Below are 26,581 nucleotides of genomic sequence, written 5' to 3'. Positions count from 1 at the left end.
ACCCCGACGACCCCCCGAGGTCGTAGACCCCCACGACAGCGAACGATTGTGAGCGACCTGTGCCATTCGCCACGGAGATCCGTCCCCAGCCGGGGAGCCTCGCCGAATCCACCGCGGACCTGTTGGTCCTTCCCGTGCTGTCGGGAGACGGCGGACCGACAGAGGTGGAGGGGATCGCCGAGGACGGTCTGACACAGGCGCTTCCAGCTCCGCTCACCGACCTGTTCGCGCACTACTCTCTCGCCGGGAAGCCCGGCGAACTGGCTCAGTTCCCGGTGCCCCGGGACCAGGGCCTGGCCCGCCTGGCGCTTCTGGGAGTCGGTTCGGGATCCCCCGACGACCTCCGGAAGGCCGGCGCCGCCCTGTCCCGGGCCGCCCGGGGAAACGAGCGCGTGGCCTTCGCCTGGCCCGGAGCCGGCGGTGACGCCGCCACGGCCTTCGCCGAGGGCGCGCTCCTGGCCTCCTACACCTTCAGCCTCAAGAGCGCCGAGACCCCGGCCGGGAAGCGCCCCGCCCCGGTGATCGACGTGGTCGGCGCCGGGGACCTCGCCGACGCCCTGTCCCGCGGGTCCCGACTGGCCGGGGCCACCGCCCTGGCCCGCGACCTCATCAACACCCCGTCCATGACCAAGGACCCCGAGTGGATGGTCGCCCGCGCCCGCGAGGTCGCGGGGGAGTCCGGCCTGCGGGTGCGGGTCTGGGACGAGGGGGAGCTGGAGGCCGACGGCTTCGGCGCCATCCTCGGTGTCGGCCAGGGCTCCTCTCGCCCCCCGCGGCTGGTCCAGCTCTCCTACACCCCCGAGAACCCCGCCGCGCACGTCGTGCTGGTCGGCAAGGGCATCACGTTCGACACCGGCGGCCTCTCGCTCAAGCCCAACGACAACATGTCGCTGATGAAGACCGACATGAGCGGTTCGGCGATCGTGCTCGCGGTGCTCTCGGCGCTGTCCGCCGTGGGCGCCCCGGTACGGGTGACCGGCCTGCTGGCGCTGGCGGAGAACGCCTTCTCCGGCGACGCCACCCGCATCGGCGACGTGCTCACCACCTACTCCGGCACGACCGTCGAGGTGCTCAACTCCGACGCCGAGGGCCGCCTGGTCCTGGCCGACGCCATGGGCTACGCGGTCGCCGAGCTGGCACCGGACGTGCTGGTGGACGTCGCTACCCTGACCGGCGCGGCGAAGGTCGCGCTCGGTACCGGCGTGGGCGCGCTCTACAGCACCGACGACGCGCTCGCCGCCGAGCTGGAGAGCGCCGGCGAGGCCTCCGGCGAACCCCTGTGGCGGATGCCGCTGACCGAGGAGTACACCGAGACGACCAAGTCCCGGGTGGCGGACCTGGCCAACATCGGGACCCGCTCCGAGTTCGGCCCCGCCGGTGCCACCGACGCGGCCCTGTTCCTGCGCGAGTTCACCGGCGGCGTGTCCTGGGCCCACCTGGACATCGCCGGCCCCGGCCGGTCGATGAAGGAGGACGGCCTGCTCACCAAGGGCGGCACGGCCTTCGCCACGCGCACCCTGCTGCGCTGGCTCGCCGACCGCTAGGGCGTGTTCCCCGGGGCCGCGCCCCGCCTCGTGCCCGGACACCGGGGGTAGGGGAACCCCCCGGCCCCCACGGTGCGCCCGTTCGTATCCCGCGGGCGCACCCGTGGAACCTCCGGCGGCACCGTCGGCGCCCCCCGCCACCCCCGGTGGCGAAGGCGCCGGGCCCACCGAGCGGACCCCGGGACCGCGGTCACCGGATGGCGGCCAGCAGCCCCTCGCCGACGGGCATCAGCATGGGGATGAACTCCTCCTCCTCGCGCACCCGCTGGATCACCTCGCGCACGGCGGTCTCGCGCGGGTCGGGCACGCGCAGCGGCCCGTCCGGCTCCGCGGAGGTGACCATGGCGCCGTTGAACACCGCCATCCCGCCCGGGCGGAGCAGGCGCAGCGCCTCGTCCAGGTACAGGGGATAGGACACCGTGTCGGCGTCCACGAACACCAGGTCGTATCCGCCGTCGGTCAGCCTCGGCAGCACCTCCAGGGCGGTCCCCCGGATCAGCCGGGCGCGTCCCGGGCCAAAACCCGCGCGGGCGAACGCCGAGCGCGCGTAGTCCTGGTAGGCGGCGTTGGTGTCCACCGTGGTCAGGATCCCGTCCGGGGCCATTCCCCGCAGCAGCCAGATCCCCGACGCGCCGCACCCCGTGCCGATCTCCACCACGGACCGCGCGCCGATCGACGCGGCCAGGAAGCGCAGCGCGGTCCCCGTCGCCGCGTCCACGGGCGGCGCCGACGAGCGGCTCCCCGTCTCGTAGGCGTCGGCCAGCGGCTCGTCCTCCATGGCGTTTCGCTCGAACCGGGCCTGTTCGGCGCGGACCCAGGTGATCCGGGCCGCGGTCTCCTCCGGGCTGGCGATGACGGCCTCCACTGCGTGGTCATGTGTCTGGCGGGGTCTGACCAGGAGATGGTCACCCACCGTAGGATGGTGGTCGCGGCCAGGTCATGTCCCTGGCAAAAGACTAGCCTGCTCCGGACCGAACTCCGAGCGTGGCGGCGGGAACTTAATCCACGTCTCCCGGCGTTGAATCGGGATGAACGTACGTTGATCGCCACGAAGCAAACTCCCCCCGACCAGCCTCGCGGCGAATCGACGGGATGAAGGGAGCAGCGGTGCCAGAGTCCGGCCCTGCCGTGGAATTCGAGGCATGGGAACCCCCGAGCTGGGACGAGGTCGTCCGGACCCACTCTCCGCGCGTGTACCGGCTCGCCTACAGGCTGACCGGCAACAAGCACGACGCCGAGGACCTCACCCAGGAGGTCTTCATCCGGGTCTTTCGCTCCCTGGCCAACTACACCCCCGGAACCTTCGAGGGGTGGCTGCACCGCATCACCACCAACCTCTTCCTCGACATGGCCCGCCGCAGGGCCCGCATCCGTTTCGAGGGCCTGGCCGACAACGCCGACGACCGGTTGGAGGGCCGGGAGCCCTCTCCCGCCCAGCGTTACGACGACCGGCACTTCGACGCCGACATCCAGACCGCGCTGGACGCGCTGCCCGCCGAGTTCCGTGCCCCCGTCGTCCTCTGTGACATCGAGGGCCTCTCCTACGAGGAGATCGCGGCGACGCTCGACGTCAAGCTCGGAACCGTCCGCAGCCGCATCCACCGGGGCCGCGCCCAACTGCGCAGGGCCCTGGAGCACCGGCGGTCCCTGACCGCCGACGGCGATGCGCGCAGCGGTGGAAACGTGATCAACGGGGAGGCGGAGTGAGTATGGAACACCTGGGAGAGCGTCTCTCCGCGCTCGTCGACGGGGAACTGGGCCCGGCCGAGCACGAGCGCGCCCTCATCCACCTGGCCAAGTGCGAGCCGTGCCGTTTCGAGGCCGACATGATGCGCCGTCTCAAGCGCAGACTGAACGGCCTGTGCGAGCCCGAGCCCGACATGGACTTCATGGGACGGCTCACCAGCCTGTCCCGCGACCCCGGGCCCGTCGGCCGGGGCCCCTCCGACCCGCCCCCCGGCGGCGCGGGCTTCGGGGCCCGCCCGCCCCTGGGCTCCTCACGCCCCCTCGGCGGCCTTCCCGGAGGCAGCCACCCGGCCGTCGCCCCCGGGGTCCCCCCGACGCCCGGCGGTGCGTCCCAGGCCCCTCCGGGGCGCGTCGAGCGGTCGGACCGCCGGCGCTTCGGCGGCGACCGCCTCGCCCACCTGTTCCCGGGCTTCCCCGGGGGCCGCTACGCCGTCGCTGGCCTCGCCGTGGCCACGGCCCTGATCGGCAGCGCCTTCGCCGCCGGGGGCGACTCCGAGGAGGCTCCCGTGGTCGAGCCCCGCCTGTCCGACTACGCGGTCGAGCACGCGGTGACCAGCCGCCACATGCCGGTGGTCGACGCCTCTCCCACGGCCGCCGACGCCCCGTACGGCTCCTCCGAAACCACCCGGTGAGCGCGGAGGACCCCTCCTCCGCGCACTCCGCCCCGGTCGCACTCCTCGTCGTGGCGCTGCTGTGCGCACTCCTGCTCACCGCCGCCGTGTGCCCCGGGTCCGCCGCGGTTCCCGCCGAGGGGGCGGACGAGGGGATGCCGGTGCTGCGCCGCGCCGCCGAGGCGGAGGACGAGGTCGCCTACTCCGCCGTGCGCGAGATGACCGCGGCGGGGGGCGCGAAGGACCGGAAGGCCCGCGTGCGCGTGGTGAACAGACCCGGAGACGGCCTGGCCCTGGCCCCCGTCGGCGACGGGGACGAGGGGGCTGCCTTCGTGGTGCGCTCCTCCTCCGCGCTGGAGTCGCTGGACGAGCGCCTGCTGGGCATGCTCCAGGACACCTACGCCGTCTCCGACGCGGGCGCCGCCGACCTGGGCGGCAGGGACACCCGCGTGGTGGAGGCCGAGCGCGCCGACGGCACCGTCGCCGGGCGGTTCTGGGTGGACGCCGAAACCGGCCTCCTCCTGGGCCGGACGGTCTACGGGGCCGCCGGAGAGCCCGTGTTCAGCGTCCGCCTCACCGGCCTCGTCCTGGGCGGGGGCCACTGGCCCGACGGCGAGGCCGGCGACGTGCCCTGGGGAGACACCCTGACCGGGGCCGAACGCGCCGGTCTGCGCGAGCGGGGCTGGTCCCTTCCCGAACACCTGACCTGGAACCTGCGGCTGGTCGACGCCCGGTCCACCCGGCACGGCGGACACCGGGTCGTGCACGCGGTCTATTCGGACGGGCTGTCCCAGGTGTCGGTTTTCGCCCAACGTGGGAAGCTGGGTACCGAGCATTCCCCCGCATTTCGGAACGGATACGTCGGAACCGGAACGGGGGGTGGCGACGTCTCAACACAACACGACACGGTCTTCGGCGGCGACACGGGCCAGTACAGGAGCATGTGGCAGGCGGACGGCTTCGTCTACACGGTGCTCGCCGACGCCCCCGCGGGACTGGTCTCATCGGCCGTGACCGCGCTGCCGGACCCCGGGGATTCCGGCTTCTGGGCCAGGGTGCGGCGCGGCCTGTCCCGGCTGGGGTTCCTCTAGGCCCCTCGCCGAACCGCGTGTCGACCGACAGCCAAGCGACATACGGAGCAGGTCTTGAGCGAGGAAAGCGGCCGCCCGGAGCACCACGGGGAGTCCGGCCGGGCGACCCCGCCGGGCGGTGGGACACCCCCTGAGCGTGCCGCGCCGGACGAGGCGCGCGCGCCGGGTCAGGCGCCTGCGGAACACCCCCCGCGGCCCGGGCGGGCCGCCGCACCGCGGCCCGAGGGCTCAGACCCCCCGGCCCCCGGCCCCCCAGGTCCTCCGGGGCCGGTTCCGCCCCCCGGCGGTGGACCCCACGGCGTCCAGGCACCGCCTCCCGCCGGGCAGGTGCCGCCCCCCGGCCCCACGGGGCACACCGGGCAGACGGCCTCCGGCGGCCACGCGACGGCCTTCACGGGTCCTTTCGCCCCGGGGGCCTCCGGAACCCCGGCGTTCCAGCCCCAGCAGGCTCAGCAAGCCCCTCAGGGCCAGTATCCCCAGCAGGCCCAACAAGTCCCTCAGAGCCAACAGCCCCAACAACCCCAACAGGTTCAGTACGGCCGCCCACCGCGGCCCGCCAAGGCCCGGGGGCGCGGCATCCCGGTGTGGATGGCGCTGTCCGGCATGCTCGTCGTCGCGCTCATCGCCGGTGGCGCGGGAGGCGTCGCGGGCACCCTCCTCAGCGGCCTCGACACCGCCGAGGCGCGGCCGGAGGAGGGGCCGGTCATCAACGAGCCGCCGCCGGAGGCCCCCGAGCGCGACCCCGACAGCATCGCGGGCGTGGCCCAGCGGGTGAGCCCGAGCGTGGTGGCGGTCCAGAGCTCCGACCCCCGGGTCCAGGGAGGCGGGTCCGGGTTCGTCATCGACGGCGACCACGTGGTGACCAACGACCACGTCTCCTCCGAACTGGAGGAGGGCGGCATCGTCGTGGAGTACAGCGACGGCAGCCGCTCCGACGCCTCCGTGGTCGGCTCCGACCCCAGCTCCGACCTCGCGGTGCTGTCGCTGAAGGACCCGATCGAGGTCGAACCGCTGGACTTCGGCGACTCCGAGCAGGTCATCGTCGGTGACGAGGTGATCGCCATCGGCGCGCCCCTGGGCCTCAACACGACCGTCACGCAGGGCATCATCAGCGCCGTCAACCGCCCGGTCACCTCCGGGGAGGGCGAGGGCGCCAGCCGCTTCTACGCGTTGCAGACCGACGCCGCCATCAACCCGGGCAACTCCGGCGGTCCGCTGGTGGACCTGCGGGGGCAGGTCATCGGGGTCAACTCGATGATCGTGACCATGGGCTACATGGGTGAGCCCTCGGGCAACATCGGCCTGGGCTTCGCGATCCCGTCGAGCGAGGTCAAACGGGTCGTGGAACGGCTCATCGGGCACGGCGAGGCCGACTACGCCGACATCGGGGCCGACATCGACCTGGACAGCCCGATCGCGGGCGCGGTCATCGCCGAGGGCTCCGACGCGGTGGAGGAGGGCGGTCCGGCCGACGAGGCGGGCCTGCGGTCCGGCGACGTGATCGTCTCCCTGGACGGAGACCGGGTGGACTCGGGCCAGGAGCTGCTCGCGATGCTGCGCGGCCTCAGCCCGGGCGCCGAGGTCGAGGTCGGGTACGAGCGCGACGGAGCGGGGGAGACCGCCGTGGTGACGCTGGGCTCGTCCGGCGAGGACTGACCGGGCGCGCGGACCGACGCACACGCGAGGCCCCGAACCGACGCACGCGCGAGGCCCCCGAGCGGCGCTCGGGGGCCTCGCACACGTTGTCCGGCGCGGGCCGGAGGGAAACGGGTCAGCGGCCCGCCGGGGAGATGCCCAGCTGCATGCCGGCCAGCCCGCGCGGCTTCCCGACCAGCGTGTCGGCGATCGAGACGATCACCTTGCTGGCCTCGGCCTCGGGCTCGGTCAGCACCAGGGGCTTGCCCTCGTCACCGCCCTCGCGAAGGCGGGTGTCCAGCGGCACCTGGCCCAGCAGCGGGATGTTCGTGCCCAGGGTCTTGCCGAGGCCGTCGGCGACCCTGCGGCCACCGCCCTCGCCGAACAGGTGCACCGGCTCCCCGCCGCCCGGGGGCGTGTAGTACGACATGTTCTCGATCACGCCCGTGATCCGCTGGTGGGTCTGGGCGGTGATGGCGCCCGCGCGCTCGGCGACCTCGGCGGCGGCCTGCTGCGGGGTGGTCACCACGAGCAGTTCGGCGCTCGGGAGGAGCTGCGCGGTGGAGATGGCGATGTCACCGGTGCCCGGGGGCAGGTCCATCAGCAGGACGTCCAGGTCGCCCCAGAACACGTCCGACAGGAACTGCTGAAGCGCGCGGTGCAGCATCGGGCCGCGCCAGACCACGGGCTGGTTGCCCTGGGTGAACATGCCGACCGAGATGACCTTGACGCCGTGTGCGGTGGGCGGCAGGATCATGTCCTCGACCTTGGTCGGGAAGTCCGCCGCGCCGAGCATGCGCGGTACCGAGTGGCCGTAGATGTCGGCGTCGACGACACCGACCTTGTGGCCCTGGGCGGCCATGGCCGCGGCCAGGTTCACCGTGATGGACGACTTGCCGACGCCGCCCTTGCCGGAGGCGACGGCGAAGACCCTGGTGAGCGAGTTCGGCTTGGCGAAGGGGATCTCCTTCTCCGCCTGGCCGCCGCGCAGCTTGGTCTGGAGCTCCTTGCGCTGCTCGTCGCTCATCACGTCGAGTTCCACGCGCACGGCGGTGACCCCGGCGACCTTGGTCACCGCTTCGGTCACGTCCTTCTCGATACGGCCCTTCATCGGGCATCCAGCCACCGTGAGGTAGATGCCGACGCTCACGACACCGTCATCGGCGATGTCGACGCTCTTGACCATGCCTAGGTCGGTGATGGGACGGTGGATCTCCGGGTCTTGCACCGTGGTCAGGGCTTCGTGCACCTGCTCGGTGGATGGTGTGGAGGACATGTGCCCAATCGTAGGTCAGCGGGACGGGGTCAACGGCCTGCGGTGTCGCTCCGACGGGCCACTCCGTTCAACGGCGGCGGCACACTCCGCATTCCGGGGAACGGTACGGGCGCGGGTCACGTCCACCGGCTTGTTCGTACCGTGTCCGGGTGGTAACGGCGTGGCCTTAACGCTGGCGATACATGCCCGGATAGTAGTCTCGGCGCACGATGGGAAATGTGCCGCCACCGCCTGGTTCGTCCTGGCCCGCAAAGCCCGAGGGGCCGGCGGGGCGGGCCGCCGGGTCCTACACGCAGGAGCAGACCTGGGCGGGCCCGCCGGGCGGGGGAAGACTGACGCCGCCGGGGGGCCAGCCCGTGCCCGGCGCGGATCCGTCCGTGTGGGCCTGGCCGCCGCCGAGACCGGTGCGCACCAACCAGTTCGCCTGCGCGGAACTCCCCGAGGGTGAGTCCTACCACAGGCTCGGCCGCACCTCCCGCTTCCGCTGGTGGTCCACGCCGCTGACCCTGGCCGTCCTCGCGGTGCTGGTGTTCTTCCTGTGGATGGCGATCATCCTGTCCGTGACGATCGTGGCGATCATCGGCGGCAGCGGTCTGGCCCCGGACTCGGTCACCCTCAGCACGATCGCCGAGATGGCCTTCGGCCTGCTGACGTCGGCGCTGTTCATACCCATAGTCCTCTTCCTCGTGCGCGTGGTGCAGTGGCGCAGGGTCGGCTCCCTGCTGTCGGTGGAGGGCCGTCTGCGCTGGGGCTGGCTGGCCCGCTGCACGGTGGTGGCGATCGTCCCGGTCGCCCTGTGCGCCGCGGCGTTCCTGCCCCTGGCCAAGCTCCTCCAGCCGGGCCTGGTGCCCAGTGAGGCGTCCGGAGGGACCGAGGTGTTCGCCGCGGCGATGACGGTCATCGTGCTGTTGGTGCCGTTCCAGTCGGCGGCCGAGGAACTCACCATGCGCGGTCTGCTCATGCAGATGGTGGGCGCGGTCGGTGCCCGGTCCGGCGAGCGGGGCGGCGCGTCGGCGGTGTCGCGGGTGCTGCGCTCCCCGGGGCCGGCCATCCTGGCCAGCGGCACCCTGTTCGCGGCGCTGTACCTGGCCGCGCACCCGGACAAGGTGTGGACGACCGCGGCCCTCTCGGTCATGGGGCTGGGAGCGGCCTGGCTGACCTGGCGCACCGGCGGCCTGGAGGCCGCGATCGGCCTGCACGTGGTCAACAGCCTCGTGCAGTTCACGCTGTGCGTCTTCGAGGGGCGCATGGAGCAGATCGGCACGGGCCTGGTGGTCGGCTCCGGACTGCCGCTGGGAGCGGGTTCGCCGCTGGTCCTGCTCCTGACGCTGGCCCAGGTGGGGCTGTACACGCTGATGGTGGCGTGGCTGGCGGGCCGCCGCGGAGTGCGTCGCAGGAGCGCCGACGGAGCCTTCGGCCGCACGCCCTAGCGGGCCGGCCGAAGCCGTCGCCGTGTGACGGGGACCGGTTCTCCCCTCCGGCTGGTGGACGCCTCCCGGCGAGCGCCTCCGGCCGCGGCGCCGGGCGGTTACGGGACCGGCTCGCGCGGGGGGCTCTCGGGCTGCTCGGGGAAGACCCACGTCCGGTAGGAGAAGAACCGGAAGAGCGTGCCGAGGCCCACGCCCACCACGTTGCCCGCGATGTTGTGCGCCAGCGGGCCGTCCAGGTCCAGCACGTACACCGAGAAGCCCAGGCAGGCCAGTTGGATCAGCATCCCGACGCCGTTCATGGCCAGGAACAGCACCGTCTCACGGCCGTAGCCGGTACGGGCGCGGTCGCCGAAGGTCCAGAACCGGTTGCCGGCGAAGGCCACCCCGATGGAGCACAGCGTTCCGATCACCTGGCCGGTGAGGGGGCCGGCCCCCGCCGCGCTCCACAGCAGGTTGGTCGTTCCCAACTGCACCACGTAGGCCACGGCCCCCACGGAGCCGAACCTGCCCACCTCGCGCGCGAGCTTCGCGAGTCTGGGATGGCGGACGAGGAAGTCACGCACGGGCCTGTGCCTCCTGGCGGGGGTCGGGGCGGCTCTCGCGTCGGACGGGCCGCCGCCTGGCGGCGCCGACCGGGCGGTGGGGGTTGGGACCGCCACACGCGCACGCCCTAGACTCTAGCCGGGGACTGGAGCAAGGACCCCGGCCGCGGGTTCCGAGCCGAACCGGCCAGGTCCCGCCGTGCGCGGGGCCGTCCCGTCACCGCGGTTGACGAGCAGCATGTGAGTTGAGGAACTGTGAGCGAGCGTAACCGCACCGTCCCCCGCGTGGGAATGGTGGGAGGTGGCCAACTCTCCAGGATGACCCACCAGGCGGGCATCGGACTGGGTGTCGACTTCTCGGTGCTGGCGGCCGGTCCCGCCGAAAGCGCCGCGCTGGTCTGCGGTGACGTCGTCCTGGGCGACGACCGGGGCCTCGACGACGTCCTGGCCTTCGCCAAGGCCAACGACGTGGTCACCTTCGACCACGAGCACGTGCCGGAGCCCGTCCTGCGCGCGGTGGAGGAGGCGGGCGGGCTGCTGCGCCCGGGCCGCGGCGCCCTGCGCTTCGCCCAGGACAAGCTGCGCATGCGCACGCGCATGACCGAGCTGGGCGCCCCCTCGCCGCGCTGGCGGGCCGTCACCACCCTGGACCACGTGGCCGGCTTCGCCGAGGAGGGGGGCGGCTGGCCGGTCGTCCTCAAGGCCGCGCGGGGCGGCTACGACGGCAAGGGCGTGTGGATCGTGGACGGCGCGGAGCAGGCCCGCGAGGTCGTGGACCGCGCCGCCGCCGAGGAGGTGCCGCTCCTGGTGGAGGAGAGGGTCGACTTCTCACGGGAACTGGCCGTGCAGGTCGCCCGGTCCCCGCACGGGCAGGTCGCCGTGTACCCCGTGGTGGAGACCGTGCAGCGCGGGGGCATCTGCCACGAGGTGATCGCCCCCGCCCCGGGACTCTCCGAGACGAAGGCCGTCCGCGCCCAGCAGTTGGCCATCGAGGTCGCCCAGGCGCTGGACGTGACCGGGATGCTGGCGGTGGAGCTGTTCGAGACCGCCGACGACGTGGTCGTCAACGAACTGGCCATGCGCCCGCACAACTCCGGCCACTGGAGCATCGAGGGCGCGCGCACCTCCCAGTTCGAGCAGCACCTGCGGGCCGTGCTGAACCTGCCGCTGGGCTCGCCGCGCACCAACGCCCCCTACACCGTCATGGCCAACGTGCTGGGCGGCGAGGACCCCGAGGTCTACCGCCGCTACCTGCACGTGATGGCCGAGGACCCCGAGGTGAAGGTGCACTTCTACGGCAAGGACGTGCGTCCGGGCCGCAAGATCGGGCACGTCACCGTGATGGGCGAGGACCACCGGAACCTCCTGGAGCGCGCCCGGGACGCCGCCACCTACCTCTCCTCCACGAGAGTGCCACCGGCTTCAGTCGGTGGGTGAACCGCTCCACCTGCCCTCGGGCTGCGGCCCGGGACGCCCCTGGCTTTCGATGTACCGCTGCACGACGGCCAGGGGCGCCCCGCCACACGACCCGGCGAAGTAGGACCCCGACCAGAACCGGCCGTGCATGATGTTGCGGTCCACCTGGTAGGTGAACTCCTGCCTCAGGTAGCGGGAGCTGACCCCTTTGAGGCTGTTGACCAGCTTGGACAGCGCGACCTTGGGCGGGTAGTGCACGAGCAGGTGGACGTAATCGCGCTCCCCGTTGAATTCCTTGAGTTCGGCGTCGAAGTCGGCGCACACTTTGCGCATGATCTCTTCGCACCGCTCCAGCATGGGTTCGGTGAAAACCTCTCCCCGGTGCCTGGTGACGAACACCAAATTTGCATGAAGGTTATAGGCGACATGTGCACCCCTGCGAATGTTGGGATTTCCTTCCCAGCGTGGTGACATGGACCAAATGGTAGGGTAAAGCGCAAGCCAGCCGGGGAGGTGGCATGTGAAGCGTGAACGCGGCCACAAGGTGCGCCTGTACCCTGCCAAGGACCAGCTCCCCGGCCTTGAGGGCCAAGGGCACGCCGCCCGCGCCCTGTGGAACCTATTGCACGCCTGGTGGAGCATGGCCTCGGAGAACCGCAGGGTGTCCCTCACCGCCGCCGACGTGGCCATCCGCGTCGCACGCAAGGACCTTCCCTGGTTGGCGGCGCTACCCGCGCAGGCCGCCCAACAAGTGTTGAAGCAGTACCACCGGGCGTGGCTGAACTGCTGGGCGGGACGGGCAGGGCCGCCCGCCTTCAAGGCCCGGTGGCGCACCCGGATGTCCATCGATATCCCTCAGGGCCGTGACCTGGCCATCCAACGCATCACCCGCACGTGGGGGACCGTGAAGGTCCCCAAGGTTGGCGTGGTCCGTTTCCGGTGGACCAGGGACCTGCCCGTCGGTAAGCACGCCGATGCCGCGAACAGGGTCACCGGGGCGCGGCTGGTGAAGGAGGCCAACGGTTGGCACGTGGTGCTGCGTCTGCACACCGAGGTCAAGGAACCCGCACCTCACGCCGGTCCCGGGGTCGGCGTCGACCGGGGCATTGCCCAACCGCTCGCCCTCTCGGACGGAACCTTCCGCGAACACGGGCCGTGGCTGAAACCGGGTGAGGAAAAGCGTCTGCGTCGGCTGGAGAGGAAGGCCGCACGCCAACGAGGTGCGCACCATCGCGGAACACCGACCAGCAACCGGCTTCGCCGAACCTATGACCAGATTGCCGGGGTGCGCGCGAAAGCCAAGCGTCGTGCCCTGGACTGGCAGCACAAGGTGACGCACTGCCTGGCCGAGGAGTTCGGTGTGGTGGGGGTCGAGGACCTCAACATCACCGGGATGGTCCGCTCGGCTCGGGGGAGTGTGGACATCCCCGGGAAGAACGTCAAGCAAAAGTCCGGTTTGAACCGGGCCATCGCGGGCCAGGCGTGGGGGCGCACGGTCACTTTGTTGGAGTACAAGCTCGCCGACCGGGGTGGGCACCTGGTCCGTGTGCCCGCCCCCAACACCTCGCGGCGCTGCTCGCGGTGCCGTGTGATCGCGGAGGGCAGCCGTGAGTCCCAGGACCGGTTCGTGTGCAAGGCGCCCGGGTGCGGGTACATCGCGAACGCCGACACCAACGCCGCGCGCAACGTCGAGTATCTGACCAAGCAGGAAGCGCCCCAGGACATTGTGGGTGCCAGGACGTGGAGCCCTCGCCGTCGGGCGGGCTGAGAAGCGTCTACCACCAGCGGCGGACGGGTTCCGTTGGCTGGATTCTCCCGCCTTCAGGCGGGAGAGGATGTCAACTTCGAGGAGACGACTAGTGACCGACAACGCCAACGGGCGGGACCAGGAGCAGGGCAGAAGTCCCGCGGGGGACCCCGTGGTGGGCATCGTGATGGGTTCGGACTCCGACTGGCCGGTGATGCGGGAGGCGGCCGAGGTCCTGCGCGAGTTCGGGATCCCGTTCGAGGCCGACGTGGTGTCGGCCCACCGCATGCCGCACGAGATGATCGCCTACGGCACGGAGGCCGCCGGGCGCGGGCTGAAGGCGGTCATCGCCGGCGCCGGGGGCGCCGCCCACCTGCCCGGCATGCTGGCCTCGGTGACGACCCTGCCGGTGGTGGGCGTTCCGGTGCCGCTCAAGTACCTGGACGGCATGGACTCCCTGCTGTCCATCGTCCAGATGCCCGCCGGTGTGCCGGTGGCGACCGTGGCGGTGGGCGCCGCCCGCAACGCCGGCCTGCTGGTGGTGCGGATGCTGGCCGCGGGCGATCCCGGGCTGACCGAGCGCATGGCCCGCTTCCAGGAGGAGCTCGGGGAGCAGGCCCGGGCCAAGGGCGAGCGGCTGCGCCGCGAGGTCGCCGGCGGCGAGAGGCCCACCGGGTTCGGCTTCTAGGAGGTACGGCCCCACGCCCGCCGGGTCCCGGCGGGCCGCGCGACGTACGGCGAGGGGCGGGAGGGTACCGTCACCGGTCCCTCCCCGCCCCTCCCTCCGTTCCTCCGCCCCGACCCCTCACTCCTCCGCCGCGGGGACCAGGACGCGCAGGCCCTCGATCGCCTGGTCGACGCTCGGGAGCGCCTCGGGGTCGACGAGGTACTGCAGGACGTATCCGGTGACGAAGTTGTAGGCCATCGACCCCAGCCCGGCGACGGCGGCGGGGTCGACCTGCTCGGGCTCCACGTCCAGGAGGAGGGCGGCCAGTGCCCGGCGGCCGTCGCCGATGCCCCGGGCGAGGGTGTCGCGGACGCCGTCGTCGAACTGGGCCTGGGCGTAGGCCTGGACGCTGGCGATGAGGAGGTCGCGCTGCGCCGGCAGGCTCTGGAACAGCGAGTGGAGCAGGACGCGCAGCCTGTTCGGGGGGTCCTCGGCGCGGGAGGCGTCGACGGCCGACTCGAAGGCGTCGCCCCAGTCGCTGGTGGCCTCGATCACGGCGGTGTTCATGAGGTGGTCCTTGGACCCGAAGTGGTAGCCGATGGAGGCCAGGTGCGTCCCTGAGGCGGCGACGATGTCGCGCGCGGTCGTGCGGCTGTAGCCCTTCTCCACCAGGCACCTCCTGGCGCCCGCCAGGAGGTCGTCGCGTTGGCTCATGCCCGGGATCCTAGCATTTGGACGTACGTACATATTGACGCCTTATTTTGACGTACGTACGATCAAAGCATGCGAATCCCACCGAAGCCGCCGCCTCCGGCGGGGAGCGAACACGGCACCGTCCGTACCTGGGCGGGGCTGGTACTCCTCCTGATCCCGGCGCTACTGGTGTCCATGGACGTCTCGGTGCTCTTCGTCGCGGCGCCCGCCATCGCCGAGGCACTCGCGCCCACGGCCGCGCAGTGGCTGTGGATGATGGACGTCTACGGCTTCGTGCTGGCCGCGCTGCTCGTCACGATGGGCGGACTGGGCGACCGGGTCGGCCGCAGGCGGCTGCTGCTGACCGGGGCGGTGCTCTTCGGGGCCGCCTCCGCCCTGGTGGCGCTGGCGTCCACGGCGGAACTGTTCATCGCGGGGCGGGTCCTGCTCGGCGTGGCCGGAGCGACGCTGGCGCCCTCCACGCTCTCCCTGATCCGCGGCATGTTCACCGACCTCCGGCAGCGCGGCATGGCGGTCGGGGCGTGGACGGTCGCCTTCACCGGCGGCGCGGTCGCCGGACCCGTCATCGGCGGGCTGCTCCTGGAGTTCTTCTGGTGGGGCTCGGTCTTCCTCGTCAACCTGCCGTTCATGGCCGTGCTGGTGGTCGCCGCGCCCCTCCTGGTCCCGGAGTCGCGGAATCCGGACGCAGAGGGCTTCGACCTGCCGGGCGCGGGCCTCTCGCTGGCCGCGGTGCTCGTCCTGGTCCACGCGGCCAAGCGCGTGGCCGAGCACGGGATCGAGGTCCGGTCCGCCGCCGCCCTGGCGGCCGGGGCGTGCCTCTTGGTGCTGTTCGTGGTCCGGCAGCGCCGCGCCGCGCACCCCCTGGTGGACGTCGCGCTCCTCACCCGGCCCGCTTTCGCCGCCGCGGTCGGCGGCAACACCGTGGTGTCCTTCGCCGCCACAGGGCTGGGGTTGTTGACCTTCACCTTCCTCCAGGTGGTGCACGGACTGAGCCCGCTCCACGCGGCCCTGTGGGCGCTGCCCACGTTCGCCGGTACGGCCCTGGGCGCCACTCTGGCCGGCCGGGCCGCGCCCCGGTGCCGTCCCGGCGCGCTCATGGCGGCTGGCCTGGTACTCGGGGCGGCGGGTTTCACCGTCGTCGGGTTCGTCGGCGCGGACACGCGCCTGGCGGTGTTCGTCGGCGGCTACACCCTGCTGACCTGCGGTGTCGGCGTGGTCGCGACCCTGGCCAACACCCTGGTCCTGGCCACCGCTGCGCGCGAGCGGGCCGGTGCCGCCGCGGGGATCTCCGAGACCAGCACCGAGTTCGGCGCGGCCCTGGGCATCGCGGTCCTGGGCACGACCGCGGCCACCGTCTACCGCACCACCATGGAGCGTGAACTGCCCGGGGCGGGCGGGGCCGCGGCCGAGACCGTCACCGGCGCCCTGGCGGCCGCCCCGCGCTCGGAGGATCCGGACGTCCTGCTCGACACCGCCTTCGCCGCCTACACGGCGGGGGTCAACACCGCGGCCCTGACCGGCGCGTGCGTCTTGGCCGCGGTGGCGCTCCTGGTCGCCGCCGCCCTGCGCGGGCTGCCCGCCGGAACCGGCGAGCCCGTCCCGCGGACGCGGGAACCGGTGCGCGGGGCACCGGACCGGCCGTAGCCCTCCAGCAGCGCGCCGACCGGTCCGTCCTCGGGCAGTTCGGCGGGAAGGACCGAACGGCCGGCCCCCGTGGGGGACCGGCCGTTCGTGAGCGTGTGGGGCTACTGGCGGCCCAGCGCCCGGTAGGTCCACCCGGAGGCGCGCCAGTACGTGGGGTCGAGCGCGTTGCGGCCGTCCACGATGCGCTTGCCGGCCACGACCTCGGCCAGCTCGTCGGGGTTGGCCTCGCGGAACTCCGCCCACTCGGTGAGCAGCAGCATCACGTCGGCACCGCGCGCGGCCGCCAGCATGGAGTCCGCGTAGTTCAGCTCCGGGTGCGCCTCGCGGGCCCGCTCCAGCGCGGCCGGGTCGTACACGGTCACCTGAGCGCCCAGCGAGGCGATGGTGGAGGCCACGTCCAGCGCGGGCGAGTCGCGGATGTCGTCGGAGTTGGGTTTGAACGCCGCGCCCAGCGCGGTCACCGTGCGACCGGCGAAACTGCCGCCGATCAACTGGCGGGCGATGTCGATGGTGCGCGCGCGGCGGCGCTGGTTGATCGCGTCCACCTCGCGCAGGAACGACAGCGCGGGCTCCACGCCCAGCTCGTCGGCGCGCGCCATGAACGCGCGGATGTCCTTGGGCAGGCAGCCGCCGCCGAAGCCCAGGCCCGGCCCGAGGAACTTGCCGCCGATGCGGTCGTCGTAGGAGAGCGCCTCGGCCAGCTGGATGACGTCGGCACCGGCCACCTCCGACACCTCGGCCATGGCGTTGATGAAGGAGATCTTCGTGGCCAGGAAGGCGTTGGCCGCGACCTTGACCAGCTCCGCGGTCTGGAGGTCGGTCACCAGGAAGGGGGCGCCGTCGTCGATCTGCTGCTGCCACAGGGCCCGTACGGCCTTCTCCACCCGGGGGGAGTCGGTGCCGATCACGATCCGGTTCGGGTGCAGCGTGTCCTTCACGCCGAAGCCCTCGCGCAGGAACTCCGGGCTCCACCCCAGCTCGGCCTCCTCGCCGACGGGGGCCAGCGCGGCCAGCCGGGCGGCCAGGGTCGCGGCGGTGCCCACCGGGACGGTGGAGCGGCCCACGACCACGGAGGGCCGGGTCAGGTGCGGGGCCAACTGGTCCACCGCGGAGTTCACATAGCGCAGGTCGGCGGCGCCGGAGTCGTCGCGCTGCGGGGTGCCCACGCAGATCAGGTGCAGGTCGGCGAACTCGGCGGCCTCGGTGAAGGACGTCGTGAAGCGGAGGCGCCCGGTCGCGAGCTTGGCGGTGAGCAGCTCGTCGAGGCCGGGCTCGTAGAAGGGCACCCTGCCGGAGCGGAGCATGTCGATCTTGGCCTCGTCGACGTCGACGCCCAGGACCTCGAACCCCATCTCGGCCAGACAGGCCGCGGTGGTGGCACCCAGGTATCCGGTACCGATGACGGAGACGCGCATACGGTCCGCTTCGATCACTGGCGGTGTCCTTCCTCGCTTTCGTCCGCTCCCGTGTGGGGTTGTGCCCGCTGAAGGCGGTCAACACCCTGTTCCAGGGCAGAAAACGGACATGGTTCGGCCTACGGGTGGTATCCGGGGCGCGAAGCATCACCTTACGCGTCCGGGTGTGGCACATGACCGAACACCGAGTGAACAGTCAGGCGCTCAGGTTACCGGTGGGTCCGCGACCCCCCGGCACGGGGACGCGGCTCAGCGCCGACGGCCCCACGGGGTCCTGGCCTCCTTCTTCCGCCCGTCGTCCAGGGGAGTCCACGTGGCGCCGCTCCCACCGCGGCTGAAGGGCGTGGTGGTCTTGTCCGGGTCGCCCTCGGAGCCGCTGCCCGGGACCGGCGGCGGCACGGGGTCGGGAACCGCCTCCGGAAGGGTGTCGCCGCCCGCGCCGTCCCACGGGGGGTCGGCCGGACCGGCCCCGCGCGCCACAGGGCCGTACTCCTCCCCGCCGGCGCCGACCGCGCCCGGGCCGCCGGGGAGCGTGTCCGCGCCGTGGGCGGCCCGCCACCGGAGGGGTGCCACGGCGGACAGCAGCAGAAGGACCCCCAGCGGCAGGGCCACGGCCAGGCCGGTGCCCGACGGGTACAGGAAGCTGTCCTCCCTCAACCAGGACAGCGCCGCCTCCATGGACGCCGGGTGCACGGCCGGCCACAGGCACAGCGCCGCGAGCAGGGCCCCGGCGGCCCCGGCGACCAGCGGCGAGACCCGGGAGGCCACGAGGTAGGCGCACGCGGCCCCCACCAGGCACAGCACCACCACCGACGACACCGTCGCCACGGTCACGTCGCCCTCGGCGACGCGTGGGACCAGGTCGGCGGACCAGGCGGCGGCGATCCACAGCACGGGGGCCAAGGCAACGCCGACGAGCAGTCCGACCAGGTGGTGGAGCACGGTGAATCCTCCTTGCTCGGGATCATCCGCAGATGTTCTCCCGGGCGGTCGAGACGGCCGTGGAACCCCCGCCGGAGGAGGGCTCCCCCTTCGGCGCGGTGTCCTCGGACTTCGGGGCCTCGAACGCCGTGTAGTTGAATCCGATCACGATCTGCAGCTCACCGTTCAGGGTGCCGTCCTCCACCGTCTCCGCGCCCGGGATCATCTCGGCCAGGTACTCGGCCTCGGCCCGGTCGCCGGACCCGTGCCGCACCTGGGTCGTGGAGACGTTGCTGGAGCTCCAGTTCTGCGCCGGAGCGGTCACCTGGAACCCCGAGGAGGCCAGTGTGCCGTCCAGCCGCGCGCCCAGGCCCGGCGCGCCGCTCCCGTTGAACACCTGGACCCGGATGTCGCCGGGCCGCGGCTCGGACCCCTTCCCGGACTCCTGCGAGGGGTCGGCGATCGGCTTGTCGGCCTGGATCGCGGCGAACAGCTCGCGGGCGGCGGGCTCGTCCCACAGCAGGGCGACGTTCCCGTGCGGTGTCCAGTACTCCGTGTCGGAGAGGGGCACCTGGGTGAAGGTGACCGAGTCCATGCTCAGGTCGCGCATCTGGTAGGCGAGGTCGTTGATCGTGCGGGTGTCCAGCCCCTCGTCCACGGTCACCGATGACAGGGCGCTGTTCACGAAATCGGTCAGTTTGGCCGGGTTGGAGAGGGTCTCGGTGCTCATCGCCTTGTCGAGCATCGCGGACAGGACCTGCTGCTGGCGCTCGATCCGGTCCAGGTCGCCCCGCGAGGTGGCACGGGTACGGGAGAAGGCCAGGGCCTCGGCCCCGTCCACATGGTGCGTGCCCGCCGCCATGTCCAGTTGGGCCTTGGGGTCCCTGATCGGCTCGGGCAGGCACACCTCGATACCGCCCAGCGCGTCCACCACGTTCACGAAGCCCTGGAAGTCCACCTCGACGTAGTGGTCGATGCGGACGTCGGTCAGCGACTCCACGGTCCGCACGGCCAACTGCGGGCCGCCGAGGCCGTAGGCGGCGTTGACCTTGTCCGGGCCGTGGCCGGGGACGTCCACCCACAGGTCCCGGGGGATGCCCACGACGGTGACGCGGTCGCGGTCGTGGTTGAGCCGCACCAGCATCATGCTGTCGGAGCGCTGGCCCGGGGTGTGGCCCACGCTCAGGTCCTCCTGGGCCTCCTGGCTGATCGAGTCACGGCTGTCGGAGCCGATCACCAGGAAGGTCAGCCCGCCGGTCGGCTCGGGGCGGTCCTCCTCGGAGAGCCCGCCGAACACGTCGAACCGGTTCAGGGCCCCCGACATCCAGCCGGTGAGCGCCCACGAGGTTCCCGAGGCGAACAGGACCAGTACCGACAGCGCGCTCACCAGGAGCAGGCCGGTACGGCGGCGCCGGGCGGCGGGACTGGGCACGGTCACCCGCCCGGACCTGGGGGAGCGCTCGGGCGGAAGCGGCTGCGAGCGCTCGCGGTGGAACCCCTCCGTTGGTCCGTGCCGTCCCGCGCTGTCGTCGCTCATCGGCGTCCCCGTCCCACATCAACGGTGTCCTTATCCCTAGGTTGTCACCCGTTGCGCCCAAGAGCGCGAGATGTCAACTCCCGGCGTGTTGTCCTCCCCTTTGGGCGTGCACCCCGTACATGGGACGCGGCGAGCGGTGGAACAGTTCCGCGCGTGATCCGACCTTGAGGCGTATCTGATATTGCTCCGTGACCTAAATTATAGTTTAAACATGAAAGATAGTATGATTCTGTGCGCGCCGAGCGAGAGACCCTGATACCGGGGCCGCATCGGACACCCCGCCGCGTACCGGTATCACCATTCCCTGTTTGATTTCTATTTCCCCCGGAGTCCCAGTGACCTACCAGCAGTCCCACCCCGAGGCCGTCTCCAGCCGAAGCTGGCTCACCGCCCTCCTGCTGTGCTTCTTCCTCGGCGTGGTCGGGGCCCACCGCTTCTACACCGGCAAGACCGGTACGGCCATCCTCATGATCGTCACCTGCGGTGGCGCCGGCGTGTGGACGCTCATCGACCTGATCATGATCATCGTCGGTTCGTTCAAGGACTCGGAGGGCCTGCCCGTCAAGAACCAGGGCTGAGCACCGGCTCGATCCGGCCCGGCGGAACTCCGCCGGGCCGGCGGGCCGTGGTGGTGCAGTACCGTTGACGCGCGCACGGCGAGTCCCTGCGCAGTTCCGACACGTCTTGACCCTGGGAAGTGCCCGTGTCCTGGCCGCCTGTCTCCGTCGTCATGCCCGTACTCAACGAAGAGCGCCACCTCGCCGCCGCGGTGGAGCACGTCCTCGCCCAGGAGTACCCGGGCGAACTGGAGGTCGTGCTCGGGGTCGGCCCCTCCTCGGACCGCACCCGCGAGGTCGCCGACGGGATCGCCGCCGCGGACCCGCGGGTGAAGGTGGTCGACAACCCCACCGGCAGGACCCCCTCCGGGCTCAACGCCGCCATCGCGGCCTCCTCGCACGACATCGTCGCCCGTATCGACGGGCACGCCATGATGCCCTCGGACTACCTGCGGGTGGCCGTCGAGACGCTCCAGGAGACCGGCGCCGACAACGTCGGCGGCATCATGGCCGCCGAGGGCACGACCCCCTGGGAGAAGGCCGTCGCCGCCGCGATGACCTCCCGCGTGGGCGTGGGCAACGCGCGCTTCCACACCGGTGGCGAGGGCGGTCCCGTCGACACCGTCTACCTCGGCGTCTTCCGGCGCTCGGCGCTGGAGCGGGTCGGCGGCTACGACGAGGCGTTCCTGCGCGCCCAGGACTGGGAGATGAACCACCGCATCCGCACCACCGGCGGCACGGTGTGGTTCCAGCCCCGGATGCGGGTCTCCTACCGTCCCCGCCGCAACGTGCGCCTGCTCGCCAAGCAGTACTTCCACTACGGCCGCTGGCGCCGGGTGGTCGCCCGCCAGCACAAGGGGACGATCAACCTTCGCTACCTGGCCCCGCCCGTGGCCCTGGCCGGAGTGGTCGTCGGGCTGGTCGGCGGCTTCCTCCTCTGGCCGCTGTTCCTGGTTCCCGCCGCCTACCTGCTCCTGGTCACGGCCGCCTCGGTGCCGCTCGGCCGCGGCCTGCCCGCCGCCAGCCTGCCGATGATCCCGCTCGCGCTGGCCACCATGCACATGTCGTGGGGCGCCGGGTTCGTCACCAGTCCCCCCGGGCTCGGCTCGGACTCGCGCACCGCGCAGGCCACCCGCACCTGAGGGCCGCCGCAGCGGAACCGCCCCGCCGACCGGTTCCGGCCCCCGTCCGCTCTGGTGACGGGAGCGGTCCTTCTGCTAGGCAGAGGGCAGTGGGAGCGGAAGAGGCGGGAGCCATGGACGAGTTGCGCGGCGACCAGGCCGTCTGGGTGTTCGACGGCGAGTCGGTCGCCATCAGGTACGAGGGCACGGGCTGGTCCAAGGACCCCCTGCTCAGGAGGATCGGCCGACTCGAACTCCCCGTGGCCGCGATCGCCGGGGTCGACTTCCGGCCCGGAGCCGACCGCAGGAGGGGCTGGGTCCTCCGACTGCGCCTGCGCGACCGGATGGACCCCTACACGGCCGTCGGGGCGGCACTGAGGGAGGAGTCCCAGCCCTTCCGGCTCACCGGCCCCGCCAGGAGTGAGCTCGTCGCCGAGTACCTGGCCGACCAGACCCGGTTCGCCGCCGAGCGGCACACCGAACCCCCGGCCCCCGACACGGTTCTCCGCCTGGTGCCCAGGCTCCCCCTCCACATCCAGACCTCCGAGGGCACCGCGACCGTCGACGACTCCGGTGTGCGCCTGGTCTGGTCCGGCGCCCGGGCCGGAGGCCGCAAGCGCAGGGCCCAGCGCCGCGAGTACGACCTCGCCGAGATCACCGGTGTGGAGTGGACGCCCTCCGACGGCTGGGAGTGGGGCTACCTGCGGGTGGCCACCGCGAACAGCGCCAGGGAGGGCTCCACCAGGCTCAGACAGGACCTCAACGTCCTCCTCGCCGACGAGGGAGCGCAGACCTTCGACGCCCTGCTGATGGCCGCCACCATCACCGCGCACATGTGGGCCGGTGCGAGGCCGGGCTCCGGCGGCCGGGAGACCGGGAACCCGGTCGCCGGCCTCAGGGACCCGCGCTGGTGGCTGGACAAGGCCAGGGCCGTCGGCCAGATCGGCGGTGTGGGAGGCGCACGCGCCGAGCCCCCGGCCGCGGAGGGCCCGTCGGTGGACCGCCCGGCGCGGGAGGAGGGCGCCTCCGGCGGGGTACGCGGGGGCGCCGACACCGAGTGGGTCTTCCGGCAGATCGAGCGCCTGGGTGAGCTGCACGCGAGGGGACTGCTCACCGACGAGGAGTTCTCCGCCAAGAAGGCCGAGCTCCTCGGCCGGATCTGAGACGTCCGCGGGGCGTCCGGCGGTCAGGAACCCCCGGCGGCGGCGCGCTCCCGGAGTGCGGACACGGCCCCGGGCACGTCGTCAACCACGACGGCGTCCATCCCCGCCTCGGCGAACCGGGCGGTGTCCACCGGGTCCGGGCACCACGAGACCACCTCGACACCGGCCCGGTGCGCCAGGTCCACGGTGTACTCCACCGAGCGGCGGCCCGGACGGGGCGCGTCCCCGGTCAGTCCGAACGAACGCGCGTCGATCGCCACGACCGGGCACCCCAGGCCGGCGGCGCCCGCCACCGCCTGGTCCAGCGGATTGCGCACGAACGGCATCCACGCCGTCGGGATCCCGGGAGCCCCGTCCCGGACGGCCAGCAGGACACCGGGGTCGAAGGAGCAGACGAACACGCGGCGGCGCCGCGCCTCGCGGCGCAGGTACGGCAGGAGCAGGGACACGGTGCGCCGTGACGGAGCGTCGACCGCGTCCTCCATCACCGACTTGACGTCCACGTCCAGGCCCACCCCCTCCGGAATCGCCTCCAGACCCTCGTCCAGACCGACCAGCCCGGCTCCGGCGCACTCGCGCGCGGTCAGGTCGACGATCATCCGGCCGTCGTCCAGGGCGGCGTTGTGGTGGAGCACCAGCGCCCCGTCCACGGTGCGGCGCACGTCGATCTCGACCCAGTCCGCCCCGGCCAGCGCCGCGGCGGCGTAGGACTCCACCGTGTTCTCCCGGACGCCGTCGACCACGCCGCGGCCCGCGCCGCGGTGGCCGATCACCTCGGTCGCCTCGAACACCCGGCTCACGCGTCCACCTCCGTCGGGGCCGTGCGTGCGCGCGCCCGGCGCAGCAGCGTCTCGGCGATCTCGATGTCGCCCGGGTTCGTCACCTTGATGTTGGCCTCCTCGCCCGGCACGATCCGCACCTCCTCCTCCGGCAGGTAGCGCAGCACCACGCCGCAGTCGTCGGTGGCCACCAGGTCCGGGTCGGCCGCCGCCAGCTCGTAGGCGCGGCGGACCACACCGAGCCGGAAGCCCTGCGGGGTCTGCATCCTGCGCAGCTCGGCGCGCGGCGGCACCTGCGTGACCGCCTCGCCGCCGGACCGGCCCGGGGCCACCCGGACCACGGTGTCGGCACTGGGCACCGCCACCCCGACCGCGCCCGCCTCCCCGAGCGCCGACACGCACGCGCTGATCGTGGCCGGGCGCACGAGCGGACGCGCGGCGTCGTGCAGCAGGACCAGGTCGGTGTCGGCGGCGCGGCCCGCCGCGGCCAGGGCGGCGCGGGAGGTCTCGGTGCGGGTCGCGCCGCCAGGGAGCACCGCGCCGACCTTGGTGAACCCCGCCGCGGCGACGATGTCCCCGACCCGCCCCAGGTACTCCTCCACCATGAGCACGACGATCTCGTCCACGTCCGGGCACGCCTCGAACGCGGCGATCGTGTGCTCGATGACCGGCCGCCCCGCCAGGGTCATGAGCTGCTTGGGGGAGGAGGCGCCCATCCGGGCGCCGACCCCTCCGGCCAGAACCGCCGCGATCACGCGCGGACGCGTCGCCCTGTCTCTTCCGTCGTCCACGGCCCCGTACCCCTCTTCCGTCGCAACCTCGGCCGAGGCTAGCGGAACACCTGGGTCCGCCGTCCCGCGGGCCGTCCCGCGGGTCACCGGGGAGTCCGGCGGGGTCACACCAGGCGAGGGGGCAAAACCACACAATCGTGACGGGTGGGATGGCGCGACCCGTCGTTCGCGGCGGTAACCTATGGACGCCTGTATGGCGTAGCCCGGTACAGAGGCCTCCCAGAGGGAGGTCGTGGAGCCGGGCGCGGTCCGTGACATCCCCCGGTCGCCCGGACACGCTCCCCCGTATCGACACGCATACGGGGTGGACCGCGTATGTCGGCCGGTGCGCACAGGCGAGTACGAGCACGAGCACGCCTGTCCGGCACACCGTGGACCGGACGGGAATCAATCCTTGGAGGTGGCGGTGGCGTCAAGGGCGCTGGCCGTCTGGGAGCACCGGAAGGTCGTCGGCCTCCTGGTCCGGCGCGACCTGAAGGTCAAGTACCAGCAGTCCGTACTGGGGTACGCGTGGACGATGTTGGAGCCCCTGGCTCTGACGATGGTCTACTTCTTCGTCTTCGGCGTCATCCTCAACGCCACCCGGGGCATGCCGGAGGACGCGAAGGTCCAGGGCGGCTTCCTGCTGTTCCTCGTGGCCGGGATCCTGCCGTGGAACACCTTCGGGGCGATCATGTCCGAGGCGCCGCGCGCGATGATCACGCACTCCAAGCTGATCACCACGATGAAGGTGCCCCGGGAGATCTTCCCCACGGCCACCGTGGGCACGAAGCTGATCGAGTACCTGCTCACCTGGCCGGTGCTGATCCTCTTCGTGATCTTCCTCGGCGGCAGGCCCTCGTGGGAGGGCGTGCTCCTCTGGCTGCCGCTGGCCATCGTGCTCCAGTTCACGTTCGGGCTCGGCCTCACCCTGTTCCTGTCCGCGGTCAACGTGCTGCTGCGCGACGTGGAGCGCCTGGTGCGCATCATCTCGCGCCTGCTGTTCTACGGTTCGGCGATCCTCTTCCCGGCCGTGCTGGTGCTCGGCTCCGACGCCGTCCCGGACTGGGCCAAGACGTTGTACCAGATCAACCCGCTGCTGGGTATCTTCGAGATGCACCGTGCCGTGTGGTTCTCGGGCTTCGAGGAACTCACCCCGACCACTCTGGCGTTGACCTCATCGGTGGTCGGTTCGATCCTGATGCTGATCATCGGATACTGGACGTTCCGCCGCCTGGAGATGTCCGTCCTGAAGGAGTTGTGATGGCGCACACGACCTACGGCGCCGGGCTCACCACCGGGCCGGTCATCGAGGCCAAGGGGCTCGGCGTCAAGTTCGCCGTGAACCGCCGCCGCAAGCGCAGCCTGCGCGAGATGTTCATCCACGGCACCAAGCGCGACCCCAACGCCGAGGGCGACGAGTTCTGGCCGCTGCGGGACGTGACGTTCGAGATCGACCGGGGCGAGTGCGTCGGCATCGTCGGCAAGAACGGCACCGGCAAGTCGACCCTGCTCAAGCTGATCGCGGGGGTGCTCCTCCCCGACGAGGGCGAGGTGCACGTCCACGGCAAGGTCGCCCCCCTGCTGGAGCTGCGCGCCGGGTTCAACGACAACCTGACCGGCCGCGAGAACGTGTACCTGGTCGGTTCCCTGCACGGGATGACCGAGAAGCAGATCGACGAGCGCTTCGACGAGATCGTCGACTTCGCCGAGATCAAGGCGAAGTTCGTGGACACCCCGGTGCGCCACTACTCCAGCGGCATGAAGGTGCGGCTCGGCTTCGCGCTGATCTCGCAACTGGAGCACCCGATCATGCTGGTCGACGAGGTGCTCGCGGTCGGTGACAAGGCGTTCAAGCGCAAGTGCTACGAGGCCATCGACCGGATGCTGGCCAACAACCGCACGATGGTCCTGGTGTCGCACAACGAGAAGGACCTGCGCCGGTTCTGCAACCGCGGCCTGTACGTCAAGGACGGCGGTCTCGCCCTGGACACCGACATCGACGCCGCGCTCACCGCCTACAACAACGACACCAAGGCCGAGATCGACGAGCGCGAGAAGCGCGACGCGGAGAAGAAGAAGCGGGCGGCGGAGGCCAAGAAGCAGGCGGAACAGGACCGGAAGGGGACCGACGGCGGCGACGGCGGCCAGGCCGCCTGAACGGTCCCGTCCCGCTCGGACGAGTTCCCGGAGCGCGCACCACCGGAGGACGCGGTGGTGCGCGCTCTCCTGTCCGGCGCCCGTTCGGCAAGGGG

The 26,581-nt window shown here is 72.1% G+C and carries 25 protein-coding genes; 15 read left to right on the top strand and 10 right to left on the bottom strand.

Annotated features, from left to right (window positions below; translation table 11 throughout):
• Window positions 1-59 precede the first annotated feature (59 nt).
• Window positions 60-1,544 (top strand): leucyl aminopeptidase, encoded by a 1,485-nt coding sequence (locus NOSIN_RS17965; protein ID WP_077691860.1) that lies wholly within the window; start codon window positions 60-62, stop codon window positions 1,542-1,544.
• A 190-nt stretch (window positions 1,545-1,734) separates the two neighbouring features.
• Here NOSIN_RS17965 and NOSIN_RS17960 read toward each other — a convergent pair whose 3' ends face one another.
• Window positions 1,735-2,322: an O-methyltransferase gene (locus NOSIN_RS17960; protein WP_077693644.1), complete on the bottom strand. Its 588-nt coding sequence runs from the start codon at window positions 2,320-2,322 to the stop codon at window positions 1,735-1,737.
• 314 nt (window positions 2,323-2,636) lie between these two features.
• Here NOSIN_RS17960 and sigE point away from each other — a divergent pair, with 314 nt between their 5' ends.
• From sigE to NOSIN_RS17940, 4 genes are all read left to right on the top strand, one after another.
• Window positions 2,637-3,251 (top strand): RNA polymerase sigma factor SigE, encoded by a 615-nt coding sequence (gene sigE / locus NOSIN_RS17955; protein WP_170293627.1) that lies wholly within the window; start codon window positions 2,637-2,639, stop codon window positions 3,249-3,251.
• Window positions 3,252-3,253: 2 nt separating this feature from the next.
• Window positions 3,254-3,922: a zf-HC2 domain-containing protein gene (locus NOSIN_RS17950; protein ID WP_077691858.1), complete on the top strand. Its 669-nt coding sequence runs from the start codon at window positions 3,254-3,256 to the stop codon at window positions 3,920-3,922.
• Entirely contained in the window at window positions 3,919-4,992 is a 1,074-nt protein-coding gene (locus NOSIN_RS17945) for a LolA-like protein (RefSeq protein WP_077691857.1), read from the top strand. Before NOSIN_RS17950 ends, NOSIN_RS17945 begins: the two co-directional genes overlap by 4 nt.
• Before the next feature lie 588 nt (window positions 4,993-5,580).
• Window positions 5,581-6,648, top strand: coding sequence for a S1C family serine protease (locus NOSIN_RS17940; RefSeq protein WP_077691856.1), 1,068 nt, complete (start codon window positions 5,581-5,583; stop codon window positions 6,646-6,648).
• Between the two features lie 115 nt (window positions 6,649-6,763).
• On the opposite strand, the gene NOSIN_RS17935 is transcribed toward NOSIN_RS17940, so the two are convergent.
• Complete coding sequence (locus NOSIN_RS17935) at window positions 6,764-7,903, bottom strand: Mrp/NBP35 family ATP-binding protein (RefSeq protein WP_077691855.1); 1,140 nt, start codon at window positions 7,901-7,903, stop codon at window positions 6,764-6,766.
• Between the two features lie 404 nt (window positions 7,904-8,307).
• Between NOSIN_RS17935 and NOSIN_RS17930 the strand changes: the two genes are divergently transcribed.
• Window positions 8,308-9,333, top strand: coding sequence for a CPBP family intramembrane glutamic endopeptidase (locus NOSIN_RS17930; RefSeq protein WP_077691854.1), 1,026 nt, complete (start codon window positions 8,308-8,310; stop codon window positions 9,331-9,333).
• A gap of 98 nt (window positions 9,334-9,431) precedes the next feature.
• Here NOSIN_RS17930 and NOSIN_RS17925 read toward each other — a convergent pair whose 3' ends face one another.
• On the bottom strand, window positions 9,432-9,896 hold the full coding sequence (locus NOSIN_RS17925; RefSeq protein WP_077691853.1) for a GtrA family protein: 465 nt from the start codon (window positions 9,894-9,896) through the stop codon (window positions 9,432-9,434).
• 234 nt (window positions 9,897-10,130) lie between these two features.
• Here NOSIN_RS17925 and NOSIN_RS17920 point away from each other — a divergent pair, with 234 nt between their 5' ends.
• Window positions 10,131-11,312, top strand: coding sequence for a 5-(carboxyamino)imidazole ribonucleotide synthase (locus tag NOSIN_RS17920; protein ID WP_077691852.1), 1,182 nt, complete (start codon window positions 10,131-10,133; stop codon window positions 11,310-11,312).
• Here the strand turns inward: NOSIN_RS17920 and tnpA are convergent.
• A complete protein-coding gene (gene tnpA, locus NOSIN_RS17915; RefSeq protein ID WP_077693643.1) occupies window positions 11,298-11,765 on the bottom strand; it encodes an IS200/IS605 family transposase in 468 nt (155 codons plus the stop codon). The two genes, NOSIN_RS17920 and tnpA, sit on opposite strands and share 15 nt — an antisense overlap.
• A 46-nt stretch (window positions 11,766-11,811) precedes the next feature.
• Here tnpA and NOSIN_RS27495 point away from each other — a divergent pair, with 46 nt between their 5' ends.
• On the top strand, window positions 11,812-13,059 hold the full coding sequence (locus tag NOSIN_RS27495) for an RNA-guided endonuclease InsQ/TnpB family protein (protein ID WP_236743391.1): 1,248 nt from the start codon (window positions 11,812-11,814) through the stop codon (window positions 13,057-13,059).
• 91 nt (window positions 13,060-13,150) lie between these two features.
• Window positions 13,151-13,726: a 5-(carboxyamino)imidazole ribonucleotide mutase gene (gene purE / locus NOSIN_RS17905; protein ID WP_171986605.1), complete on the top strand. Its 576-nt coding sequence runs from the start codon at window positions 13,151-13,153 to the stop codon at window positions 13,724-13,726.
• A 117-nt stretch (window positions 13,727-13,843) separates the two neighbouring features.
• On the opposite strand, the gene NOSIN_RS17900 is transcribed toward purE, so the two are convergent.
• Window positions 13,844-14,419, bottom strand: coding sequence for a TetR/AcrR family transcriptional regulator (locus NOSIN_RS17900; protein WP_077691851.1), 576 nt, complete (start codon window positions 14,417-14,419; stop codon window positions 13,844-13,846).
• A 69-nt stretch (window positions 14,420-14,488) separates the two neighbouring features.
• Here NOSIN_RS17900 and NOSIN_RS17895 point away from each other — a divergent pair, with 69 nt between their 5' ends.
• Window positions 14,489-16,063, top strand: a complete 1,575-nt coding sequence (locus tag NOSIN_RS17895) for an MFS transporter (protein ID WP_077691850.1) — start codon at window positions 14,489-14,491, stop codon at window positions 16,061-16,063.
• Between the two features lie 101 nt (window positions 16,064-16,164).
• Here the strand turns inward: NOSIN_RS17895 and NOSIN_RS17890 are convergent, their stop codons facing one another.
• The 3 genes from NOSIN_RS17890 to NOSIN_RS17880 all read right to left on the bottom strand — a co-directional run bounded on the left by NOSIN_RS17890 (window position 16,165) and on the right by NOSIN_RS17880 (window position 19,936).
• Window positions 16,165-17,496, bottom strand: a complete 1,332-nt coding sequence (locus NOSIN_RS17890) for a UDP-glucose dehydrogenase family protein (protein WP_077691849.1) — start codon at window positions 17,494-17,496, stop codon at window positions 16,165-16,167.
• A 231-nt stretch (window positions 17,497-17,727) separates the two neighbouring features.
• The gene (locus NOSIN_RS17885) at window positions 17,728-18,420 is read right to left on the bottom strand and encodes a YIP1 family protein (RefSeq protein WP_077691848.1); all 693 of its coding nucleotides are present in this window, start codon (window positions 18,418-18,420) and stop codon (window positions 17,728-17,730) included.
• A 22-nt stretch (window positions 18,421-18,442) separates the two neighbouring features.
• A complete protein-coding gene (locus NOSIN_RS17880) occupies window positions 18,443-19,936 on the bottom strand; it encodes an LCP family protein (RefSeq protein ID WP_077691847.1) in 1,494 nt (497 codons plus the stop codon).
• A 335-nt stretch (window positions 19,937-20,271) separates the two neighbouring features.
• Here NOSIN_RS17880 and NOSIN_RS17875 point away from each other — a divergent pair, with 335 nt between their 5' ends.
• The 3 genes from NOSIN_RS17875 (at window position 20,272) to NOSIN_RS17865 (ending at window position 22,777) form a co-directional block, all read left to right on the top strand.
• Entirely contained in the window at window positions 20,272-20,514 is a 243-nt protein-coding gene (locus NOSIN_RS17875; protein ID WP_077691846.1) for a TM2 domain-containing protein, read from the top strand.
• Between the two features lie 125 nt (window positions 20,515-20,639).
• Window positions 20,640-21,635 carry a glycosyltransferase family 2 protein gene (locus NOSIN_RS17870; protein ID WP_077691845.1) on the top strand — a complete coding sequence of 332 codons (996 nt, stop codon included), beginning with the start codon at window positions 20,640-20,642 and terminating at the stop codon, window positions 21,633-21,635.
• Window positions 21,636-21,748: 113 nt separating this feature from the next.
• On the top strand, window positions 21,749-22,777 hold the full coding sequence (locus tag NOSIN_RS17865) for a DUF4429 domain-containing protein (protein WP_077691844.1): 1,029 nt from the start codon (window positions 21,749-21,751) through the stop codon (window positions 22,775-22,777).
• A gap of 23 nt (window positions 22,778-22,800) precedes the next feature.
• Here the strand turns inward: NOSIN_RS17865 and NOSIN_RS17860 are convergent, their stop codons facing one another.
• Together NOSIN_RS17860 and NOSIN_RS17855 are read right to left on the bottom strand one after the other, a co-directional pair.
• A complete protein-coding gene (locus NOSIN_RS17860; RefSeq protein WP_077691843.1) occupies window positions 22,801-23,577 on the bottom strand; it encodes a glycerophosphodiester phosphodiesterase in 777 nt (258 codons plus the stop codon).
• On the bottom strand, window positions 23,574-24,347 hold the full coding sequence (locus tag NOSIN_RS17855; RefSeq protein WP_269087594.1) for an IspD/TarI family cytidylyltransferase: 774 nt from the start codon (window positions 24,345-24,347) through the stop codon (window positions 23,574-23,576). Before NOSIN_RS17855 ends, NOSIN_RS17860 begins: the two co-directional genes overlap by 4 nt.
• 394 nt (window positions 24,348-24,741) lie before the next feature.
• Here NOSIN_RS17855 and NOSIN_RS17850 point away from each other — a divergent pair, with 394 nt between their 5' ends.
• Both NOSIN_RS17850 and NOSIN_RS17845 read left to right on the top strand, forming a co-directional pair.
• Window positions 24,742-25,590, top strand: coding sequence for an ABC transporter permease (locus tag NOSIN_RS17850; protein ID WP_077691841.1), 849 nt, complete (start codon window positions 24,742-24,744; stop codon window positions 25,588-25,590).
• Window positions 25,590-26,486: an ABC transporter ATP-binding protein gene (locus NOSIN_RS17845; protein WP_077691840.1), complete on the top strand. Its 897-nt coding sequence runs from the start codon at window positions 25,590-25,592 to the stop codon at window positions 26,484-26,486. Before NOSIN_RS17850 ends, NOSIN_RS17845 begins: the two co-directional genes overlap by 1 nt.
• Window positions 26,487-26,581: the final 95 nt, after the last annotated feature.

It is taken from the genome of Nocardiopsis sinuspersici (assembly GCF_001998325.1).
GTDB classification, from domain to species: domain Bacteria; phylum Actinomycetota; class Actinomycetes; order Streptosporangiales; family Streptosporangiaceae; genus Nocardiopsis; species Nocardiopsis sinuspersici.
This window is presented reverse-complemented; position numbering and strand designations above follow the sequence as displayed.